This is a genomic window from Pseudomonas sp. S3_B08 (genome assembly GCF_054667725.1).
Genome location: NZ_CP162750.1, coordinates 5,104,405 through 5,124,731, shown reverse-complemented (window position 1 = coordinate 5,124,731; position 20,327 = coordinate 5,104,405). Strand labels below are relative to the sequence as shown.

20 protein-coding genes, 1 tRNA gene and 2 pseudogenes are annotated in these 20,327 nt (G+C 59.2%); 8 read left to right on the top strand and 15 right to left on the bottom strand.

The window, feature by feature from the left end; translation table 11 throughout:
- The first annotated feature begins 210 nt into the window (after nt 1-210).
- Nucleotides 211-286: transfer RNA gene (locus tag AB4N73_RS23205), tRNA-Thr, on the top strand.
- 85 nt (nt 287-371) lie between these two features.
- On the opposite strand, the pseudogene AB4N73_RS23200 reads toward AB4N73_RS23205, so the two are convergent.
- A pseudogene (locus tag AB4N73_RS23200) lies at nt 372-473 on the bottom strand (helix-turn-helix domain-containing protein); the annotation flags it as partial.
- On the opposite strand from AB4N73_RS23200, the gene AB4N73_RS23195 reads away from it, so the two are divergent.
- Nucleotides 442-564, top strand: coding sequence for a DUF3077 domain-containing protein (locus tag AB4N73_RS23195; protein ID WP_370695126.1), 123 nt, complete (start codon nt 442-444; stop codon nt 562-564). The pseudogene AB4N73_RS23200 and the gene AB4N73_RS23195 sit on opposite strands and share 32 nt — an antisense overlap.
- A 307-nt stretch (nt 565-871) precedes the next feature.
- Complete coding sequence (locus AB4N73_RS23190; protein ID WP_095181080.1) at nt 872-1,669, top strand: lipopolysaccharide biosynthesis protein; 798 nt, start codon at nt 872-874, stop codon at nt 1,667-1,669.
- On the opposite strand, the gene AB4N73_RS23185 is transcribed toward AB4N73_RS23190, so the two are convergent.
- From AB4N73_RS23185 to AB4N73_RS23175, 3 genes and pseudogenes are all read right to left on the bottom strand, one after another.
- Entirely contained in the window at nt 1,660-2,340 is a 681-nt protein-coding gene (locus AB4N73_RS23185) for an RES family NAD+ phosphorylase (RefSeq protein WP_460142592.1), read from the bottom strand. The genes AB4N73_RS23190 and AB4N73_RS23185 overlap by 10 nt on opposite strands.
- Nucleotides 2,337-2,744: an MbcA/ParS/Xre antitoxin family protein gene (locus tag AB4N73_RS23180; RefSeq protein WP_252887134.1), complete on the bottom strand. Its 408-nt coding sequence runs from the start codon at nt 2,742-2,744 to the stop codon at nt 2,337-2,339. The genes AB4N73_RS23185 and AB4N73_RS23180 overlap by 4 nt, the downstream gene beginning before the upstream one ends.
- Before the next feature lie 219 nt (nt 2,745-2,963).
- Nucleotides 2,964-3,256 (bottom strand): annotated as a pseudogene (locus AB4N73_RS23175) (type II toxin-antitoxin system RelB/DinJ family antitoxin).
- A gap of 340 nt (nt 3,257-3,596) precedes the next feature.
- Here AB4N73_RS23175 and AB4N73_RS23170 point away from each other — a divergent pair.
- Complete coding sequence (locus AB4N73_RS23170) at nt 3,597-4,523, top strand: LysR family transcriptional regulator (RefSeq protein ID WP_122611119.1); 927 nt, start codon at nt 3,597-3,599, stop codon at nt 4,521-4,523.
- Here the strand turns inward: AB4N73_RS23170 and AB4N73_RS23165 are convergent.
- The 9 genes from AB4N73_RS23165 to AB4N73_RS23125 form a co-directional block, all read right to left on the bottom strand.
- Nucleotides 4,440-4,757, bottom strand: a complete 318-nt coding sequence (locus tag AB4N73_RS23165; protein WP_024011198.1) for an AzlD domain-containing protein — start codon at nt 4,755-4,757, stop codon at nt 4,440-4,442. The genes AB4N73_RS23170 and AB4N73_RS23165 overlap by 84 nt on opposite strands.
- Entirely contained in the window at nt 4,736-5,452 is a 717-nt protein-coding gene (locus AB4N73_RS23160; protein WP_016772152.1) for an AzlC family ABC transporter permease, read from the bottom strand. Before AB4N73_RS23160 ends, AB4N73_RS23165 begins: the two co-directional genes overlap by 22 nt.
- Entirely contained in the window at nt 5,449-5,826 is a 378-nt protein-coding gene (locus tag AB4N73_RS23155; RefSeq protein WP_008080517.1) for a GNAT family N-acetyltransferase, read from the bottom strand. Before AB4N73_RS23155 ends, AB4N73_RS23160 begins: the two co-directional genes overlap by 4 nt.
- A gap of 79 nt (nt 5,827-5,905) precedes the next feature.
- A complete protein-coding gene (locus tag AB4N73_RS23150; protein WP_041477502.1) occupies nt 5,906-6,652 on the bottom strand; it encodes a 2OG-Fe dioxygenase family protein in 747 nt (248 codons plus the stop codon).
- 231 nt (nt 6,653-6,883) lie between these two features.
- Nucleotides 6,884-8,188: an OprD family porin gene (locus AB4N73_RS23145; protein WP_236168224.1), complete on the bottom strand. Its 1,305-nt coding sequence runs from the start codon at nt 8,186-8,188 to the stop codon at nt 6,884-6,886.
- Between the two features lie 463 nt (nt 8,189-8,651).
- Complete coding sequence (locus AB4N73_RS23140; RefSeq protein WP_016772156.1) at nt 8,652-8,864, bottom strand: hypothetical protein; 213 nt, start codon at nt 8,862-8,864, stop codon at nt 8,652-8,654.
- A 245-nt stretch (nt 8,865-9,109) separates the two neighbouring features.
- Complete coding sequence (gene aguA / locus AB4N73_RS23135) at nt 9,110-10,216, bottom strand: agmatine deiminase (RefSeq protein WP_150741769.1); 1,107 nt, start codon at nt 10,214-10,216, stop codon at nt 9,110-9,112.
- Nucleotides 10,216-11,094 carry an N-carbamoylputrescine amidase gene (gene aguB, locus AB4N73_RS23130; RefSeq protein ID WP_460142591.1) on the bottom strand — a complete coding sequence of 293 codons (879 nt, stop codon included), beginning with the start codon at nt 11,092-11,094 and terminating at the stop codon, nt 10,216-10,218. The genes aguA and aguB overlap by 1 nt, the downstream gene beginning before the upstream one ends.
- A gap of 305 nt (nt 11,095-11,399) precedes the next feature.
- Nucleotides 11,400-14,312, bottom strand: a complete 2,913-nt coding sequence (locus tag AB4N73_RS23125) for an aminotransferase (RefSeq protein ID WP_460142590.1) — start codon at nt 14,310-14,312, stop codon at nt 11,400-11,402.
- Between the two features lie 161 nt (nt 14,313-14,473).
- On the opposite strand from AB4N73_RS23125, the gene rfbC reads away from it, so the two are divergent.
- Genes rfbC through AB4N73_RS23105 form a run of 4 tightly spaced genes read left to right on the top strand, consistent with a single transcriptional unit; the run spans nt 14,474 to nt 18,701 of the window.
- The gene (gene rfbC / locus AB4N73_RS23120) at nt 14,474-15,019 is read left to right on the top strand and encodes a dTDP-4-dehydrorhamnose 3,5-epimerase (protein ID WP_110644793.1); all 546 of its coding nucleotides are present in this window, start codon (nt 14,474-14,476) and stop codon (nt 15,017-15,019) included.
- 42 nt (nt 15,020-15,061) lie between these two features.
- Nucleotides 15,062-16,870: a sensor histidine kinase gene (locus AB4N73_RS23115; RefSeq protein WP_122705238.1), complete on the top strand. Its 1,809-nt coding sequence runs from the start codon at nt 15,062-15,064 to the stop codon at nt 16,868-16,870.
- Nucleotides 16,867-18,249, top strand: coding sequence for a sigma-54-dependent transcriptional regulator (locus AB4N73_RS23110; RefSeq protein ID WP_041477494.1), 1,383 nt, complete (start codon nt 16,867-16,869; stop codon nt 18,247-18,249). Before AB4N73_RS23115 ends, AB4N73_RS23110 begins: the two co-directional genes overlap by 4 nt.
- Nucleotides 18,246-18,701: a thioesterase domain-containing protein gene (locus AB4N73_RS23105; protein WP_252877249.1), complete on the top strand. Its 456-nt coding sequence runs from the start codon at nt 18,246-18,248 to the stop codon at nt 18,699-18,701. Before AB4N73_RS23110 ends, AB4N73_RS23105 begins: the two co-directional genes overlap by 4 nt.
- 199 nt (nt 18,702-18,900) lie before the next feature.
- On the opposite strand, the gene cysQ is transcribed toward AB4N73_RS23105, so the two are convergent.
- Together cysQ and nudE are read right to left on the bottom strand one after the other, a co-directional pair.
- Nucleotides 18,901-19,728 carry a 3'(2'),5'-bisphosphate nucleotidase CysQ gene (gene cysQ / locus AB4N73_RS23100; protein WP_056787137.1) on the bottom strand — a complete coding sequence of 276 codons (828 nt, stop codon included), beginning with the start codon at nt 19,726-19,728 and terminating at the stop codon, nt 18,901-18,903.
- Nucleotides 19,729-19,735: 7 nt separating this feature from the next.
- Entirely contained in the window at nt 19,736-20,305 is a 570-nt protein-coding gene (nudE, locus tag AB4N73_RS23095; protein WP_016772166.1) for an ADP compounds hydrolase NudE, read from the bottom strand.
- Nucleotides 20,306-20,327: the final 22 nt, after the last annotated feature.

Sequence of the window (20,327 nt, the reverse complement as noted above, 5' to 3'; positions counted from 1 at the left end):
TAACCGACGAATATTGGGCTAGCCGAGTGAATAATTGTGGGGTCATGAAAGCCGAAGCTGACCCGTACGCCCTGTATAAATGTCTTACTACGCGCGAGGTACAAAAGCAGCGCATAAATTTGCGCTGGGCCTGATTTTTCCGGAATGCAAAAATAGTCTGAATTCAGGGGTTTACAGGATCTACCCAATCGCTATAATCGTCGCCCACACGCCGGTATAGCTCAGTTGGTAGAGCAACTGACTTGTAATCAGTAGGTCCCGGGTTCGACTCCTGGTGCCGGCACCATACAAAACAAAGCCCCTGCAGAAATGCAGGGGCTTTGTTGTTTCTGAGTCAGCCAAGACGTCCAAAATGGGGATCGGGCAGGATGTAAATCCCGCAACGCCTCAGGATGCTGACTTGCGACCCGCAAGAGAGTCTGCGCTGCACCCGTCGGTTGCCTGCGCCCCTGCTCCCAATCCTGCAAAGTCCGCGCTTATGCCTCGCAGTATCTGCACGAGCCAAGCAAGGCACTGATCGATGATGTGGTGAAAGTAATGGATTCGCCACCAGAAAGGCATTGATGCAAACCGCCATTCGAAGCCCTCGTTGATGCGAGGGCTTTTTGCATTTCAGGCCTGCCGAAAACATGCCGGCCTTCCTCAAGGTCCCTTGGTGCGGGGACATATCCGACTTCCCTCCTGCATCTATCCAGACAACCCGCCAGCCACTGGAGCGTTCTTGGCCAACGCATCGGCTGCCCAGCGGCCAATTGGGAACTAACGCCGAGCGCAACACTCCCTTACAAAGCGCGGCGCTGTGGAAGAGTCATCCCGCTTCATCACGTCAGCACAACGGACTGAATGCATGACATGGACCTAGAGACCATCGATGAACTCGACATCAAGAACGCCAAATGCCTCCCCACTTCCCCTCCACGTCAGGGACTTTGCTGACTGCCGAAATATCGCTCACGGCGCTGCATTCATCATCGTTTCGGGCAGCTCCGCGAAAGATTTTCCCATTGAACAGTTTGCCGACATCCCGATGATCACGGTGAACGGTGCGATATCCATGTTCATGGGAACAGGCATAAAGCCGTTCTTCTATGCATGCACCGACACCAGTTTTTCGATACAACAGCCTGACTTGTTTGCCTATGCGATGCGCACCAGTCAGCGAGTAGCTCTCTGGGCTCGCCAGGCCCAGGAACTGGCCGTTGAACCGACAGGTGATCTCTATCTTCTGAAGAAAGCGCCCAAACCAACCCTGACTGAATGGCTACTGCGCAACAACCAGGATCTCGTACGCAATCGCGCTGTTCTGGGTAGCCGAAACCGCAGTATCGGGTTCAGCAAAAACCTGGCCCATGGTTTTTTTGATGCCCGCACAGTCTTGTATCTCGCACTCCAACTTGCCTATCACGCAGGCTTTTCAAAGGTGATTTTGGTGGGAGCGGATATGAACCAGTCCGCGGGGCGCTTTTACGAGACTGATGGAAGCTCTATCTCGCCGTGCGGTCTGGATCAGCATTTTCATTCCAGAATACTTCCATCTCTGAAACTCATGTCCGACAAAGTCGTCGGCAAAGAGTTTGCCGTTTACAACTTGTCGCCCTCTTCGCGAATTCCTTCCGGCGTCATTCCGGTCAAAACACTCGACGAAGTCAAAGCGATAATTCAGACCTGACTGACCTCGAACACAAACGAAATCCTGCCCTCACTTGCGCTCCAGACATAGCGCAAATGCTTGCCCTGCTTCGGAATCGAAACCGCAGGCGGGCGGAACGCTGCAACGCATTCATGCCCAGGCAACCTCACGCTGTTATAGAGCAAGCCCCACGACTCGGCGTCGCGCAGTTGCCGCGCGAACAGCTGTGATGGGCCATAGGCTTCAGGATCAGGCTGATGCAGATGATCAAAGCCATGGCGAACGTCGTGCAGCGGCTTGATCACCTGATTGATGTAAGTACGCATGGTCAATTCGAGATCGGCTTCCTGGGTCGCCGCGAGAAAGCGTTCCTGGTGAAAACAGGTTTCAGCGATGGCCGCAGCCTGGCTGCTGGCGGCGTAATAGACGCCGAAGGTGCCGTCACTGAAACGGCTGCGTTTGCCGACGTGAGTGAACGCGGCCATCACCGGGCTGGAACCGGGGCCGGACAGACGATCTTCGGGACGTACGCGAGCGAGTACGCCGGCCTGTTCGATCAGGCGATCATTGGTCAGCGCTTCGATGGCGTAGGCAACTTCGAGGTCCTCGGGGTCGAGGACGTCTTCGAACAGCGCAATCGGCGGGAAGCTGCTGTTGACGATGCGATACGCCCGCGGCCATGGCACATCCACCGGCGCCGGCGCTTTCAACCGCGCACTCCGTCGAGGTAGCGGCGTACATCGGCGATATCGACCACCCGGCCCGCCAGCATGTAATCCAGCGCGGTTTTGCCATTGAACGGTGCCGCGTTGTTCGGGCTGCTGACCCACTTGTAGGCGCGCTCGCGGCTATTGCTGAAGATGATGCTCAGCGCCTTGTGAATGCCCATCAGATAAGAGATGCGCTCGAGGGTGTCATGGGGCAAGCGTGTGTTTGGCAGGTGTTTGTATTTATAGAATGTGGTGTTGCCGACTCCACCGAGCAGGGTGCGTTGTTGCTCGGCGCTACAGCCCCAGCGCTCCATGAGGTTAAAGAAGAACTTCAGCGCGACGCGACCGGCTTCGGGGGCGTCGAGTTGTTCGCGTGGGGTGAGAGCTGGGGATGAGGTAGGCATAGACGCCTCCTGATTTTTTGTCTTAGCTGAAGACTAGTACATAACTGTAATTTTTTAGCGTTTTGATACACAAATGAACGAATCGTAACAATCACACGCACAGAAGCCGGAGTTAAGTCGGCTTATGTTTTTCTGCGCTATTTAAACAGTTCTGAATGACTCCCTAAACGATCCCAAGACTTCTTGAATTCAGAAGTCTGTGCACACTGTTTAGGCCGATCAGCGCGTTTTTGCGTTTTCTCCTGTTTCGCCATCAGCATTCCTTAGCATGTCGTCTATCGAGTCGAAACGCTGACGGATTTCTCGTGCTTCCATCATTGCGCGGGCCGTCTTCTCCGATGGAACTCGCACCTCGAAGGGAAGCCCCTGAGTAGCAACAACCTGCGCAGAAAAAGTCGCATGGCGTCGCTAATGCTCAGCCCGCAAGCGTTCAAGACTTCAGTGGCACGCGCTTTCAAATCCTCATCAATGCGGCAGCGCACATCGGTAGTTTTCAGTAGTGCAGCAGACATCCATTTCAACTCCTTTGACTGTTGGGCGCTATCAGCTGAATCGTTACTTTACCTGAGACCTATCTGCGTATGACGCAGGCAAAAAGCTAGGAAGATGTAAGCTGTTTCTCTTCGAAAAAAATCTCCCCGCGCACCAAAACCACGCACTTTTTTGACCTTCATCACCCCCACTTCACCAAAAACCCCGATCCTCTGTCAGCCTCCAGCCATCGGCGGGGAAATCAATTCGCTACTAAATCCGCGACAACTATGCTCAGGTGCAGGAATATAGCCGGCATATGGCGCCGTTTCGGTCGTTTCGTAAACAACAATACCCAGCCCACTTCAGAGGGCATTACCCATGGATAGCAGAACCTTACGCAACCTCATGCGCATCGTGCAGACCGGCTCGTTGTCGGCCGCAGCCGAGCATTCGTGCCTGACCGTGCAGGCGTTGGCCGCACAGTTGAACAAGGTCGAAGAGCAGTTCGGTTTCCGCTTGTTTCGCCGCTCCAACAAGGGCCTGACGCTGACGCCGCAAGGTACGGAGCTCACGCCTTACATCGACAAAGTGTTGATCGCCACGCGACAGATGGAAGAAAAGGTCGAGGCGCTGAAGGTGCCCGGGCAGCGCACGTTGAAGGTGGCGTTGAACAACACGCTGTCGCCTGATTTCAACCGGCGCATGATCGGACGCCTGATCGAGGTGTTTCCTGATTACCAGATGGAATTCAGCTACGCCGAGTCGATGGAAAATCTCAGCAAGCTGAAGAACGAAGATTTCGACCTCGCCGTGCTGATCGGCCCGCAGCGGCCGGGGCTGCCGAGTATCGTGCTGCCGGAGGTGCAGGTGCAGGTGGTCGGTGCGCATTGCGGTCAGGAGAACGATCCGCTGACCTTGCTGGGCAACAAGTTTCAGGTGCGTCCTGCGGAAGATTGTCCGTATTCCCACAGCTTCTTGCGGTTTCTCGACGCCGGGCTGGGCAATCACGAGAACGGCCAGCGCATGGTCTATTCCTGCAGCGAAACCCTGACGCTGTCGTTGATCACGCAGATGGATGCGGTCGGCATGGTCTCGCGTGAAGCGGCGCAGAAGAACGGTCTGACGATTTTTCCCGGTTTCGAGGATTTCCTCGAAGTGCGCCTGGCGGTAAACAATCCGGAGCTGTCGCACCAGGCGCTGAACGACGTCGTTGATCTGCCGCTACATGAACGAGCCGAGCGCAATGTACGCAGCCGTCCCCACCGCCACACTGAGAAAGAGGTTTTTGCTGAAATACGCACATAGCAACGTCGGAATCGCAGCATAGAATTCCGGGCGATCGAGCTGGATCTGCCGATCCTTGATCAACAGGGGTGTGAGGCTGATAGCAGCGACGATCGCCACCGGCAGATATTCCAGCGCCCGCGCCACGAAGGGCGGCCAGTGTTCGGTGTTGATCTGCAGTGGCAAGGCGCGCGGCAGGAATGTCACCGCCATCATCAGCACCACCACCAGAATCAGGAACGTTTGGTCAGGCATACACCCACTCCGCAGCCCACAAACGTGGCGATAAATACGTTGAAGGGCGAACTGCCGATCAGGCTCAGCGCACCCATACAGACCACGGCGGCAGCGGCGGCGATCAGTTTGTTGCGCGTGTTGCACAGCGAGACCAGCACGTAGAGCATCATCGCCGTCAGCGCGTAGTCGAGCTGATACTTGATCAAGTGCGCCGCGTACTGCGCGCAGACCGCACCGAGCAAACCGCCGAGCACCCACGAGGTGTGACAGAACAGGTTGAATCCGATCAGGTAACGCACATTGACCGGTGCGCCCGTGCCGAGCTTGACGCTGTGAAAGGCGAAGGATTCATCCGTCAGGCCACCGGCGTAAGCCCAACGCTCCATGCGACTCAAACCCAGCGCGCGCAGGGCCTTGGCCATGTACACCGACATCAGCATGTGCCGCGCATTGATCAGGAAAGTGGTCAGCACAATGGTGGTCAGCGATGCGCCGCTGGAGATCAGCGCCAGCGCGGCGAACTGCGAGGCGCCGGCATAGACAAACAAGCACATCGCTACTGGCAGCCACATCGGCAGACCGGCGTTTACCGCCATCAGCCCGAAGACAAACGACACGGTGAAATACCCGGCGACCACCGGGCTGGCTTCGGCAAACGTGCGCGACGGCTGATGAGTCGCCATCAGCGGCGCGCTGCCGGACCTTTCATTCATAGATCCCTCTCAAATGTTCGTTCGCCGTGAGGCTCGCAAAAACCCTGGGCAGTCCAGAATCGCTTGCCCGCGAGGTTAGCATCGTCGACGAACAGAAACATCCGCAGCACCCCGACCCGTTTCATGTCGGACGACGCTGCTTCAACCAGACGCTGGCCCACGCCCTGGCTGCGGTAGCGCGGGCTCACGGCCAGATGATTGATCGTGCCGCGACTGCCGAGCATGCCGCCGAGCACCGCGCCGACGATCTCGCCAGCCACATCGAACGCCAGATACGCCGTGGTGGTTTTCTGGATCAACACGCCGCGCAGGCATTTGGCGTCCTGCCATTCGCAGAACGACACTTCGTCGAACTGGCGGAAGAAGCGCTCCATGCGTTGCGCATCCTTGGCGGTGGCGCGGCGCAGTACCACTGGCGTCGAGCACTCGACGCCGTCGATTAGGGTGATCTGATTAGCGAACAATGTCGAAAGCGGTCCCGGGCCGCGAGAAGGAAATCGCCAGAATCTGCCGGTACGCCATGGCATGGGTGTGGGTATTGCGCGCCGGGGTCACGTAGTGGCGCATGTCGCGATCGAGGAAGAAGGTGGTATCGAGAATTTCCTCGTAGGTGGTCGCCGCCAGTTGATGCTCGTGAATGTCGTACAGTCGACTCTCGGCACCCTCTACGTTACTGCGGCCCCAGAAGTGCACACCGCTGAACGGATAGCCGTCGCAATGAATACCTTCAGGAGTGATTTCCAGCTGTTTGCCGGGTTTGATCTCGATGCGGATCTGATGGATCTGGCACTGCCAGATTTCATCGTGCAACTCTTCCGGCAGGACACTTTTGTACACTTCGAAATCGGTGTCGATCAGGCTGCGCATCACCGGCGAGGAGATCACTTCCTCGGAAAAGTCCTGGAAGTGGCGCACCACGCCACCGACGTAAGCGTTGTTCTCTTTCGATTGCACATAGGCGCGATGCTCAAGTTGCTTGAGCTCGCGAGTTTTCGGGTTGTATTCAAAGTCGCTGTAACGACGATAACGCATGCCGGCTTCGGCCTGACCGTAGTAGCTGTCTGGCTCCATGTTTTCCCAACTTTTGGTCAGTCTGACGAAGTCGGCAAAATGACCGTAGAGATTGAAGTCACCACCCTGGACGTTGACAAACTTGTCGCGCCGTAGCGATTCGCCCACTTCTCTGTTCAAAACGATCATTACCAAATTCTCCGCTGCGTTGAACGCCCTAATCTATTGGGTGGAGAATTTGCGTCCATGAGAAAGAATTTCAGGCATTTGAAGCACTGCTTGAAACGAAATCTGCAGCGCTTGAAAAACGACTTTTACATGACAAAAACACCGGTTATTTGCGGTTTTCGCTGAAGAACCGGCGAAAAAAAACCCCGATCGAATCGGGGTTTTCTCATTTCTCTTACAGCGGATCGATCATCAGAAGATGTTGATCGGATAGTCCACGAATACACGCAGCTCGTTACCGCTGACGTTGTACTCGCTGGATTTCTGCGACACGCGCAGGATCGAGCTGCGCAACTTCACGCTCAGGTCTTTGGCCGGGCCACTCTGCACGACGTACTTGAACTGGTTGAAGATTTCGCGCTCGGTGCCGCCTTCGCTGGTGGACGTGGTGATGTTGTCGCCGCGCACGTAAGCGAAGTTGTAGCTCAGACCCGGAACGCCGAACGAACCAAAGTCCAGACCGTAACCCAGCTGCCAGCTGCGTTCGTCTTCGGCGTTGAAGTCAGACCAGTAGGAGTTGGCCAGATAGATGGAGTTACCACCGTCGCCGACACGGCCCTGATCTTTCTGGTAGCCGCCGTAGGCATAACCGAGGTTGCTGTCGCCGGTGGAACGCTGGTGCGCCACGGTGAACGAGTGCGGGCCGGTGGCGAAGGTGGCTGCCAGGCTCCAGATCTTGTTGTCGCGACCGGTGACGATGCTTTCGCCCGGTACGGTGTTTTCGCGTACGTACGAGCTGTCCAGCTTGGTGCGATAGCCGTTGAAATCCAGGGTCAGCGACTGATCCTTGTTGAACGGAATCACATAGTTGGCGTTCACGTACTGTTTCTTCAAGACGTCCTCAACGTCGGAGGCGTACAGCGCGCCTTTGAAGTTTTCGGTGAACTGATAGCTGCCGCCCAACACGTTGATCGACTTCAGACCGCCGCTGTCACGGCCTTCATCGCTCTTGCGCGACTCGGCAGTGAAACGCCCGGCGTTTAATTCCAGGCCTTTGATCTCACGGGAGGTGATCAAAGTACCGGTATAGCTTTCCGGCAGCAGACGCACGTTGTCGTAGCTCAGCACCGGCAGGGCCGGCATCTGGTCGCCGTAGGTCAGTACAGTGTTGGACACACGGAACTTGACCGCAGCACCGCCCTTGGCGATGTCGTGGTTCGCGCGACCATCATTTTCCTGTTTGAAGAAGTCGATGCCGCCGGCGCCGCTACGGCCCTTGCCGCCGTCCAGGCGCAATGCGTACAGACCGAAAGCGTCCACACCGACACCTACGGTGCCTTGGGTGAAGCCCGACGAGAACGTACCGATGGCCGCTTGGCCCCATTCGGCCTTGTCCTTGTTACCGTCTTTGTAATCACGATTGATGTAGGCGTTGCGCAGCAGCACTTTCAGGCTGCTGTCTTCAACGAAACCCTTGGATTCGGCCTGGTCGTTAGCCATGGCCTGTGTAGCACTCAACATCCCCAGTGCGATCAGACTGATTCGCTTGTTCAACATTTTGTTTTCCTTATTACGGGTTGAAACGCGCTGTGTCGAACGGCTGAAACGGCGCTTTCTGCACTCTTGTATTCACCCCGAAACAAAAAAGCCCGCCGACGTTAACGTCATGGCGGGCCTGCTCCTTATTTTGAGTCATGGCGGTTAGCCACAGGCGTTGGGCCGAATCGTAGCCGCGCCCTGAACTGTGTGTCAATTTCAAGAATCGTCTTTAAATAGGCGAAAAACGTCTAAGAAACGTATTTTTTTTGCTGGGCTGTTGCAGAAAAAACGGATTAAACAGGGAGTTCTGAACTGTGGGAGCAAGCCTGCTCGCGAAATGGGTGGATCATTCGATGAAGTCATTGGCAGGGCTGACGTCTTCGCGAGCAGGCTCGCTCCCACCTTTGAATGCCTGTGGATAAAAATCAGGCCAAAAAAAGCGCCGCCATCCCGGCAGCGCTTTTACCAATCCCTATTGTTCCTATCCTTCCATCACATCCCACAAGGCTTCCAGCTCGGCCTCGCTGAACAGGCCAGCGGGGTAACGCTCGATCATCATCCGGCGCGGATCAGGTTGTCTGATCTGACGCGTTCCATTGGACTTCAACCAGTGCGCGACAAGCTGGAGCGATTCGCCGTTGACGGCCATGGGATGCACAGTCCGCTCGCTGATTACGTTCACTTCGGCGTTCATTTCAGCGCTCTCTCCCCGTTCGTGAGCGGCTACGTTATCCAAGGTTTGTGACAGAACTGTTGAAGTTCCCCTCCCTCCCTAGTGCATCAGGAGCAATACAAGAGCTATGCCAAGGCGACTCGAATGTCGACCGGCGGATACAAACAAGCCCGCGGTCCTGACGGGCCGCGGGCTTGCTTTCATGCAGAGCGAGCTAATCATTGCCTGGATGATTTGTGAATCAACTCAAGCTGTTACGACTCAACTCACTCTTTGTGCGGCGCTGGCTGCTGTTGGGTAAGGCAGTGAATATTGCCGCCACCCAGTAACAGTTCACGGCCCGGCACCATCACCACTTCGTGCTGCGGGAACAGCTTCTGCAGGATTTCCCTGGCCGGGGCATCCATCGGGTCGTCGAAGCTCGGCGCGATGATGCCACCGTTGACGATCAGGAAGTTCACGTAGGAGCCGGCCAGGCGCACGGAAGGGTTGCGCTCCTGCGAACCGTCCACCGCATCGACGCCGGCACACTCTTCTTCGGTCGCGTACAGCGGCCCCGGAATCGGCATTTTGTGCACCGTGAACGGGCGGCCCTTGGCGTCGGTGCTGCTTTGCAGCACTTGCATCGCGGCCTGGCAGCGCGGGTAGTTCGGATCCTGCGGATCATCGGTCCACGCCAGCAGCACTTCGCCCGGACGCACGTAGCAGCAGAAGTTATCCACATGGCCGTCGGTTTCATCGTTGAACAAGCCATCCGGCAACCAGATGATCTTGTCCACAGACAGGTTGTCGCTGAGTACGGCTTCGATTTCTTCGCGGCTCAGGTGCGGGTTACGATTGCGGTTGAGCAGGCATTCTTCGGTGGTGATCAGCGTGCCTTCGCCGTCGACATGAATCGAGCCGCCTTCGAGCACGAAACCTTCGGTGCGGTAACGCGGGCTGCGCTCGATCTCGAGGATCTTGCCGCCGACCTGCGAATCACGGTTCCACGGTGCATACAGGCCGCCATCGAAACCGCCCCAGGCGTTGAAATCCCAGTTCACACCGCGCACTTCGCCATGGTTATTGATAACGAAGGTCGGGCCGCTGTCACGAACCCAGGCATCGTCGCTGGACATTTCCACCACGCGGATATTCGGCACATCGAGGCGCGCGCGGGCGTTTTCGTATTGGCCGGCGGAGACGGCAACGGTCACCGGCTCGAAGCGGGCGATGGCTTTGGCCACTGTGGCGTGCGCGGCCTGCGCCGGTTTGCCACCCAGACGCCAGTTGTCCGGGCGCTCGGGCCAGATCATCCAGGTCTGGGTTTGTGGCGCCCACTCGGCCGGCATGTAAAAGCCGTCGGCGCGCGGGGTACTTTTCAATGTGGTCATCAGGACTCCAGGGAACCGTCGAGGGTTTTCAACGCGCCGTACAGATTCGGTCGGCGGTCGCGGAATGAACCCCACGCGCTGCGAATATGTTCCAGCTCGTCGAGGTTGAACGTGTGCACAAGAATACCTTCTTCGGTTTTATTCAGCTCCTGCACTTTTTCGCCGAACTGGTTGGCGATGAACGAAGAGCCATAGAAGGTGATGTCGTAGCCGTCCTGTTCTTCGTTGCCGATGCGGTTGCTGGCGATCAGCGGCATCAGATTGGCGCCGGCATGGCCCTGCTGCACCCGCTGCCAGTGATCGCGCGAAGAAATGGTCTTGTCGTGCGGCTCGCTGCCGATCGCGGTTGGATAAAAGAGAATTTCCGCGCCTTGCAGGGCCATGCTGCGCGCCGCTTCCGGGAACCACTGGTCCCAGCAGATGCCGACGCCGATTTTCGCGTAACGGGTATTCCACACCTTGAAGCCGGTGTCCCCCGGGTTGAAGTAATACTTCTCGTGATAGCCCGGGCCGTCCGGAATGTGGCTTTTACGATAAATCCCGAGGTTGCTGCCGTCGGCGTCGATGATCGCGATGCTGTTGAAGCGTGCACGCCCGGCCAGTTCGTAGAAGCTGACCGGCAGCACCACTTGCAGCTCTTTGGCAATTTTCCGGAAATGCTTGATGGCGACGTTTTCTTCAACCGTCGTTGCCAGTTGCAGGTAATCCGGATTCGGCTTCTGGCAGAAATACGGCGCCTCGAACAGTTCCTGGATGAGGATGATCTGCGCGCCTTTGCCGGCGGCTTCACGGACCAGTCTTTCAGCGGTTTCGAGGTTGGCTTCCAGGTCCCACGAACAGGCCATCTGCGTGGCGGCGACGGTAACGATACGGCTCATGAATCATCTCCGGGCTAGTGCTTTGACAGTCGAAGAATTCGACCGAAAAGAAAACGCGCGCACCGGACAAAAGATCATCATGCCGGAGCAATGGCGAATTTATAACCGATAAATATCGGCTTTGAAAGCTATAAATCAGTAATCTATTCGTTTGAACGCTAATTAAATCGATACAAATCGAACTTGAGAGCGAAAACAAATGTGGGAGCGAGCCTGCTCGCGAATGCGCTGTGTCAGTCACCGCATGTGGCGACTGATACACAGCTTTCGCGAGCAGGCTCGCTCCCACAGGGGATGTGCCTTGCTTAAACGCCTTCGGTAAGCACCCGATCCAGCATGTCGACAAAGAAATCCACGCTCTGGCGCGACGTCACCATTGGTGGTTTGATCTTGAGGATGTTCAAGTCATCGCCCGTCGGCTGCATGAAGATCCCCAACTCGCGCAGGCGGTCACACAGCAACGCTGTCTCGGCGGTTGCCGGTTCCAGCGTCTGCCGATTGCGGATCAGCTCCAGCCCCAGATAAAACCCGGAGCCGTGTACCGCGCCGACCAGCGGATGTTTATCGATTAACGCTTCCAGGCGCGCCTTGAAGTAACCGCCGACGACCTGGGCGTTTTCCCAGAGCTTTTCCTCCTCCATCACATCCAGCACCGCCATGCCGATCTGGCAACTGACCGGACTGCCGCCCGCCGACGAGAAGAAATAGCCTTCGGCCTCCAGCGCCTCGGCGATTTCCCGGCGAGTGATCACCGCGCCAAGTGGCTGACCGTTACCCATGCCTTTGGCCATGGTGATGATGTCCGGCACTACGCCCTGCTCTTCGAAGCCCCAGAAAAAATGGCCCATGCGCCCATAACCGACCTGCACTTCGTCAGCGATGCACACCCCGCCCTGCGCGCGGACCTTTTCATACACCTGCGGCAAATAGCCCGGCGGTAAAGAAATACCCCCGGCATTACCGTAGACCGGCTCGCAGATGAAACCGGCCAGTTGCCGCTTTTGCTCGGCCAGTTTTTGCAGGTGATGTTCGACGCTGCGCACGTAATCCGGCGCCGAATCGGCGCCACGGAATTCGCCGCGATACGTGTTCGGCGCCGGCACTGGGTGCACCCAGTCCGGGCGACTTTCCAGCGCTTTCGGGTTGTCGGCAATCGACGTCGATACCGCATCGGCACCGATCGTCCAGCCGTGATACGCCTCGAGCACGCTGATCATGTCGCGCCCGCCGCTGTAGGCCCAGGCCAGACGAATCGCCAGGTCATTGGCCTCGCTGCCGCTGTTGACCAGAAACACACGATCCATGCCCTCCGGCGCCAGCTTCACCAAGCGCTCGGAAAACTCGGCGACCGCCGCGTAGTTGAAGCGCGAATTGGTATTGAGCAACGACCACTGCCGCGCCGCGACCGCCGCCATCCGAGGGTGACCGTGGCCGAGCACGGCGACGTTGTTGAGCATGTCCAGATAGGAGCGGCCCTGCATATCAATCAGGTGATTGCGCCAGCCGCGTTCAATGCGCGGCGGGTCAACGTAATAGTGTTTTTGCGTGCGGGCAAAACTGGCATCGCGGCGTTCGAGCAGGGTTTTCGCGTCCAGCTCAGGCTCGGCGTCGCAGGCCAGCCCGAGCAGCATCGCCGGTGACGGGCACAACGCCTGCCACGCCGATGCACGGGACGGCGTGCAGAACAGCGGCGCGTCGAGTTCTGCTTCTCGGCACAACTGCACAATCAGCGGCCCAGTGACTTCACCGAGTTTCTGGCCTCTATCCACTGCCACCCCATGTTCAAGAACAGGCGTCACGCCCCACAGGCGAACGCTGAACTGTGGGCCATCGAGTTGCAGCGCACCGTTTGCCGCTTGCTTCAGAATGCCGGCGAACGGTGCTTGCACTTCGGTTCCGGTCGGCACACGCAATTCGACATGCAACGGGAACGTATCCGGTTCAGTCGCACTGTCCGGGCGGGTACGTGACAAGCGGTACTGGCCATAACGCGTCGCCGCCAGCCCGTGCACCGCTGCGGCCTCTGTCAGCAAGCGCTGATCAATGCCCTGCTGCTCCCAATTGCCCGCCTCGAAGTGCGGGCTCAACACGCCCAGATCGATCAGCGCGAATTCGCGCCCGACCAATCCGGGCAGCAATGGCGCAAATTCCGGTTTTTCGACCTTCGGCACGGTCTGGCCCACGGCGCTGAGAATCGCCGCTTCCATCAGCGCCTGTGGCACCGATGTCGCGACGCGAAAGATTTCCCACTCGTGAATGAGATTGTCGCGGCTATACGTATTGGTGGGGTCGATGCTCACCTGTTGCTCGCCACTGAGCACCAGCACCGCCGCCCGGGCCACGATCAATGGCCATAGCGCTTGCAGTTCTGCGTACTGCAACGGATTGACCGCGTGATACGCCTGGACCGCCGGCAGGATGACAAACGGATCGCCATCGGCGTGATGCAGCAAAGCCGCACAGGTCACCGACAGATCGGTGATACGCCAGGTGCGCACCAGATCACCGAAGTCAATCACACCCTGCAACTGCCAATGCCGCTGGGCATCACGCGCCCAGACGACGTTGTCATCGGTGATGTCCATGTGAATCGCCTGCACCGGCAGTTTGTCCAGCAGCGGCTGCAAACGGCGCTCGGCCTGCTCGGCGGCAGCGCTGATCGCCGCACGCTGCTGCGCGTCGGTGATCACCGGCAACAGATGACTGATCAAAGTGTTGGCGTGACGCGCGTCCCACTGCAAGGTGCGTTCAAGACCCGGGTGATCGAAACCTGCCAAGGCCAGATCCATCTCGCCACAGAGTCGGCCAAACCCGGCGACCACGTCTTTGCCAAGATGATCGAAATCGGTCAATGGTTGGCCGTCGATGTACTCCAGCAAGCGCACATGCACCGTTTCGCCATTGGCTTGCAACGACAACAGATCGGCACCGTTATTGGCTGCGATGACGCGCGGCACCTTGATCGCCGAATGCTCGGCCAAGTATTTGAGCCCGGCGTGCTGGGCTTGCAGCTCCACAAGAGCGTAGTCGCCACGACAGACTTTCAGCACGAAGCGTCCACGCTCGCTGTCGACGCGATAATTCAGATCCTGCTGGCTGCCCAGAGCCTGCAAAGTGCCGCCAAGTCCGTAATATTCGGCCAGCCATTGCAGCGCCTGCGCCTCTGAAACCTGCGGACCTGGCAAACTGGCGCGATGAATCAACGTGGCGAGCGGCATGAAACGACCCCTGAAATTTTATTAGGCGCTTATATCGCCATTGCCTTGGCGGTTACGCAACCCCCGGCTTCAATGAACGCTCCATTTCAAACCCAACACTCGCGCCCCGCAGCGCTTTGCGCAAGAATGTCGGCCATTCACACCTGTCTATGGAAATCCTCATGAATGTCATCACCACCGATCTGCCCGGTGTTCTGATCATCGAACCCAAGGTGTTCGGCGACGAGCGCGGTTTTTTCTACGAGAGTTTCAATGCCAAGGCGTTTCAGGACGCTACCGGTCTGGAAACGCAGTTTGTGCAGGACAACCATTCGCGCTCGCAAAAAGGCGTGCTGCGTGGCCTGCATTACCAGTTGCAGAACACCCAGGGCAAACTGGTCCGTGTGACCGCAGGTGAGGTGCTCGACGTGGCGGTGGACATCCGTCGCAGCTCGCCGCATTTCGGTAAATCGGTGGCGGTGCGCCTGTCGGCGGAAAACCATCGCCAGCTGTGGGTACCGGAAGGTTTCGCTCACGGTTTCGTGGTGCTGAGCGAGTTCGCAGAGTTCCTCTACAAGACCACCAACTATTACGACCCGACCTCCGAACGCAGCATTCGTTGGGACGACCCGGCGCTGGGCATCGACTGGCAATTGGACGAAGCGCCGAAGCTGTCGGCCAAGGACCAGGCGGCCGCGCTGCTCAAGGACGCTGACGTCTTCGCCTGAGGCCGGGCATAATGCGCCTGTCCCTACAGGCGTATCCGGCACATGAAACCACCGCTCCCCCGCAGACCTCGCTGGCGCAGCCTCGCACTGTTGGCCCTGTGCCTGGCGCCGCTGCTGTGGCCGCTGGAACATCTTGCCGAGCGCTATTACCGCAGCGAACTCGCCGGGCAGAATCGCCAGACCCTTGATCTTTACGTCGCCAATCTGCTCGGCACCCTGCATCGCTATGAAGTATTGCCGCAGATTCTCGGCGACCTGCCGGCCCTGCGCGCGGTGCTCGGTGCGCCGGACGACGGCGTGACCCAAGGCAACGCCAATCGCCTGCTGAAAAACATCGCCGCGCAGACCGGCGCTGAAGTCATGTACCTGATGGACACGTCCGGCCAGACGCTGGCGGCGTCGAACTGGGACAAACGCGACAGCTTCGTCGGCCGCAACTTCGCCTTCCGCCCGTATTTCAGCGAAGCCATGGCCGGGCGCCTCGGACGCTTCTTCGGCCTCGGCACCACTTCCGCCAAACGCGGCTACTTCTTCGCCGCTGCTGTGCGCAACGGCGAGAAAATCATCGGCGTGCTGGTGATCAAGGTCGACCTCGACCACACCGAAAGCCTGTGGGGCAAAACCCCGGAACAATTGCTGGTGACCGACCATAACGGCGTGGTCATCCTGACGTCGCGCCCGGAATGGCGTTTCCGTTCCACTCGCGAGTTGAGCGATGCCGAGCGCGCCGCGATCACCGCAATCCAGCCCTACCCGACCCGTGAACCGCGGCCGCTGAACCTGAGCGCCGACGCCTGGCTGACGCAGACCCACGACATCGCCGAAACCGGCTGGAGCGTGAGCATTCTCGCCCCGCGCACGCTGATTGATCGTCCGGTGCGCACGGTGGTCGCGATCGGCGGCGCCACACTGTTGGTGGTCATGCTGCTGGTGGGTTTGATGATGCAACGTCGCCGGCATTATCTGGAGCGCATCGCCTTCGAGGCCAAGGCGCGCCGCGAACTGGAAGGCCGGGTGGCCGAACGTACCAGCGATCTGGAAGGCCTCAACCGGCGTTTGAAACAGGAAGTGCTTGAGCGCGAGCACGCCCAGCAGGAGCTGGTGCGCGCTCAGGACGATCTGGTTCAGGCCGGCAAATTGTCGGCACTGGGGACCATGTCGGCGAGTATCAGCCACGAACTCAATCAACCGCTGGCAGCGATTCGCAGTTATGCGGAAAACGCCGAAGTGCTGCTCGATCATCAGCGCACCGAGGACGCGCGCGGCAACCTCAAGCTGATCAGCGAACTGACCGGGCGCATGGCCTCAATCATCGCCCACTTGCGTGCCTTCGCTCGGCGCGATCGCCACGCACCGGAAAGCGTCGCTCTGCAACCGGCGCTGGACGATGCGCTGGCATTACTCGCCAAACGTCGCCGCAGCATGGAAGTCGAACTGATCCGCGACTTGCCCGCAGCCACGCTGTGGGTCGAGGCCGGCGAAACCCGACTGCGCCAGGTGCTCGGCAATCTGCTGGCCAACGCCCTCGATGCGCTCACCGAAAAAGGCCCGCCGCGCAAGTTGTGGCTGAGTGCCGAAGCCACCGCCGACGGCGTCAATCTGTACATTCGCGACAATGGCCCCGGGTTCTGCATGGAAGCTCTTGGCCGCGCCAGCGAGCCCTTTTACACCACCAAGACCCGCACACAGGGTCTGGGTCTGGGGCTGGCCATTTGTGAAACGCTGATGCGCGCCTTTGGTGGCGAGCTGTCGTTCGCCAACCACAAACAAGGCGGTGCCCTGATTACCCTGCGCCTGCGCGCCGGCGCGCCCGGAGTCAGCCTGCAACCGTCCGAGGATCGAAGTGCATGACCATCGACAATCGCATCCAGGTAGTGTTGATCGACGACGATCCGCACTTGCGCCAGGCTCTCGGCCAGACCCTGGACCTGGCCGGCCTGAAAATTCTGCCGCTGTCCGAAGCCAAGGGCCTCGCCGCACAGCTTGAGCGTGACTGGCCAGGTGTGGTGGTCAGCGACATTCGCATGCCGGGCATGGACGGCCTCGAGCTGCTCAGTGAATTGCACGCACAGGATCCCGAGTTGCCGGTGCTGCTGATCACTGGCCATGGCGACGTACCGCTGGCGGTGCAGGCGATGCGCGCCGGCGCTTACGACTTTCTGGAAAAGCCCTTTGCCAGCGATGCACTGCTCGACAGCGTCCGTCGCGCCCTCGCGCTACGGCGGCTGGTGCTGGACAACCGCAGCCTGCGTCTGGCCTTGAGCGACCGCAACGAATTGAGCGCGCGGCTGGTCGGCCATTCGACGCCGATGCTGCGCCTGCGTGAGCAGATCGGTGCGCTGGCGGCGACCAAGGCTGACGTGCTGATCCTCGGCGAAACCGGTGCCGGCAAAGAAGTCGTGGCCCGCGCGCTGCACGACTTGTCGAGCCGCCGCAACGGCCCGTTCGTAGCGATCAACGCCGGCGCCCTGGCGGAATCGGTGGTGGAAAGCGAACTGTTCGGTCACGAGCCCGGCGCCTTCACCGGGGCGCAGAAACGTCGCATCGGTAAATTTGAATTTGCTAATGGCGGCACGCTGTTTCTCGACGAGATCGAAAGCATGAGCATGGACGTGCAAGTGAAACTGCTGCGCATGCTGCAGGAGCGCGTTGTTGAACGCCTGGGTGGCAATCAGTTGATACCGCTGGACATCCGCGTCATCGCCGCGACCAAGGAAGACCTGCGCCAGGCGGCGGATCAGGGTCGCTTCCGCGCCGACTTGTATTACCGCCTCAACGTCGCGCCGCTGCGCATCCCGCCGCTGCGCGAAAGGGGCGAAGACGCATTGGTGCTGTTCCAGCATTACGCCGATGAAGCCAGCGCCCGCCATGGCTTGCCGCCCCATGAGCTGCAGCCGGCACACCGCGCCCTGCTGCTGCGCCACACCTGGCCGGGCAATGTGCGTGAACTGCAAAATGCCGCCGAACGCTTCGCCCTCGGCCTTGAACTGGCACTGGACAACAGCGCTGATGGCAGCGGCGGCGCGCCTGTAGAAGTGGTCAGCGGCGGCCTCAGCGAGCAAGTCGAAAACTTCGAAAAATCGTTGATAGCCGCCGAACTGGCGCGCTCGCACAGCTCGGTGCGCAGCCTCGCCGAAGCTCTGGGTATTCCGCGCAAGACCCTGCATGACAAGCTGCGCAAACACGGTCTGAATTTCGGCGACAGCAGCCACGGGGAAGACAACGAATGAGCAGCGAAAGCGAATACCTGCAAACGGTGCTGCATCACGACATTCCGCTGACCGCCGAAATGGGCCTCGAGGTGCTTGAGTGGCGCGAGCAGCAACTGAGCCTGCACCTGCCGCTCGCGCCCAACGTCAATCACAAGAGCACCATGTTTGGCGGCAGCCTGTATTGCGCAGCGGTGCTGGCCGGTTGGGGCTGGTTGCATTTACGTTTGAAGGAAGAAGGGATTGCCGACGGACATATCGTCATTCAGGAAGGACAGATCAGTTATCCGCTGCCGGTGACGGGAGACGCCGTGGCCATTTGCCCGGCGCCGGAGGCCGCGGTGTGGAAACGCTTTGTGGCGATGTATCGGCGATATGGACGGGCGCGGCTGACGCTGGATACGCGGATACTGAATGCGGGAAGTGAGGACGAGGCGGTGAGATTTACCGGGCAGTACGTTTTGCACCGTTGAAGATCAACAGCCCCTCACCCTAGCCCTCTCCCGAGGGAGAGGGAACCGATACGGGGATGCTACAGATTTACGTCGACCTGAAACTGCTTCGCCGAATCCACGACTCGATTCTCCAGGTCGATGCATAGCGCCAGACAACTCGGTCGGCTCCCTCTCCTGGGGGAGAGGGCCGGGGTGAGGGGAATTGCGGATCAGGCAGTTAGCCTCGGGCCAACTCCAACAACCGTCCGCGCCACGCAGCCTTCGCCGGCAGCGCCAGAAAGAACTCGTTCAACAGCGATTCTCGCGGCGGATAACTGAACGCTTCACCCTTCAAATCCAGCACCTCGCCCCCCGCCCCTTCCAGCACGCCCTGCGCTGCCGCCGTGTCCCACTGCGAAGTCGGCGCCAGTCGCGGATAGCAATCAGCAGCACCTTCGGCCAACAGACAGAACTTCAAGGAACTGCCGATATTGGCCAGTTGCAACTCACCAAGACTGGCGCTCAACCCGGCCAGCAAACGCTCTTGCTCGGGACTTGAATGTCGACGGCTGGCCACCACAGTAAACGCCTCGCCCGGCGCAGGCACATCGCGCACCTGAATCGCCGTCGGCGTACCGCCCTCGTCGCCACGCCAGGCTCCAAATCCGGCGCCGCCGACATAAAAACGACCGTTGGTCGGCATCGTCACCACACCAAACACCACCCGGCCATTTTCGATCAGCGCGATGTTGACGGTGAATTCCTCGCTACCGCTGATGAACTCCTTGGTACCGTCCAGCGGATCCACCAGCCACCAGCGCTGCCAACCGGCGCGAACACTTTGCGGGATGTCGGCGTCCTCTTCGGACAGCACCGGAATGCTCGGTTCCAGCGCCGTCAGCCCGGCAACGATAAGGTGATGGGCGGCCAGGTCGGCGGCCGTGACCGGCGAATCATCGGACTTGGCCGTGACTTCAACGCCGGCGCGCCAGAACGGCAGAATCGCCTCGCCAGCCTGTAAAGCCAGCGCAACCACAGGTGCCATCAGCGGATGGGGAAAATTCATCGACGTCTCACTCATAGCTGAACACCCCGCGCTGGCTCAGCAGGTCGCGGGTCAGATACAGCGCAGCCAAGGCGCGGCCCTCGGAAAATTGCGGATTCTGCGCCAGTGCCGACAGTTCGCGCAGGTTGACCTTGTCGACCCGCATCGGCTCCGGCTCATCACCTTCCAGCCGCTCTTCATACAGGTCGGTGGCCAGCACCACCTGGATTTTCTGGCTCATGTAACCGGGCGACAGCGACAGCTCGGTCAGATGTTCCAGTTGACGTGCGCCATAACCGGCCTCTTCCTTGAGTTCCCGCTCAGCGGCCGCCAGCACGTCTTCGCCCGGCTCGATCAGGCCTTTGGGCAGAGACAGTTCGTATTCGTCGGTGCCGCCGCAGTATTCCTCGATCAACACTGCGTGTTCGGCATCAAGCATCGCGACGATCATCACCGCGCCGTAGCCCGCACCCTTGCCGACCAGACGCTCGTAAGTGCGCTCCACGCCATTGGAAAATCGCAGCTTGAGTTCTTCGACGCGAAACAGGCGACTGGTGGCGACGATCTCGCGGGCGAGTACGGTGGGTTTCTGGCGCATGCAAAGCTCCTTGGCGTGAACG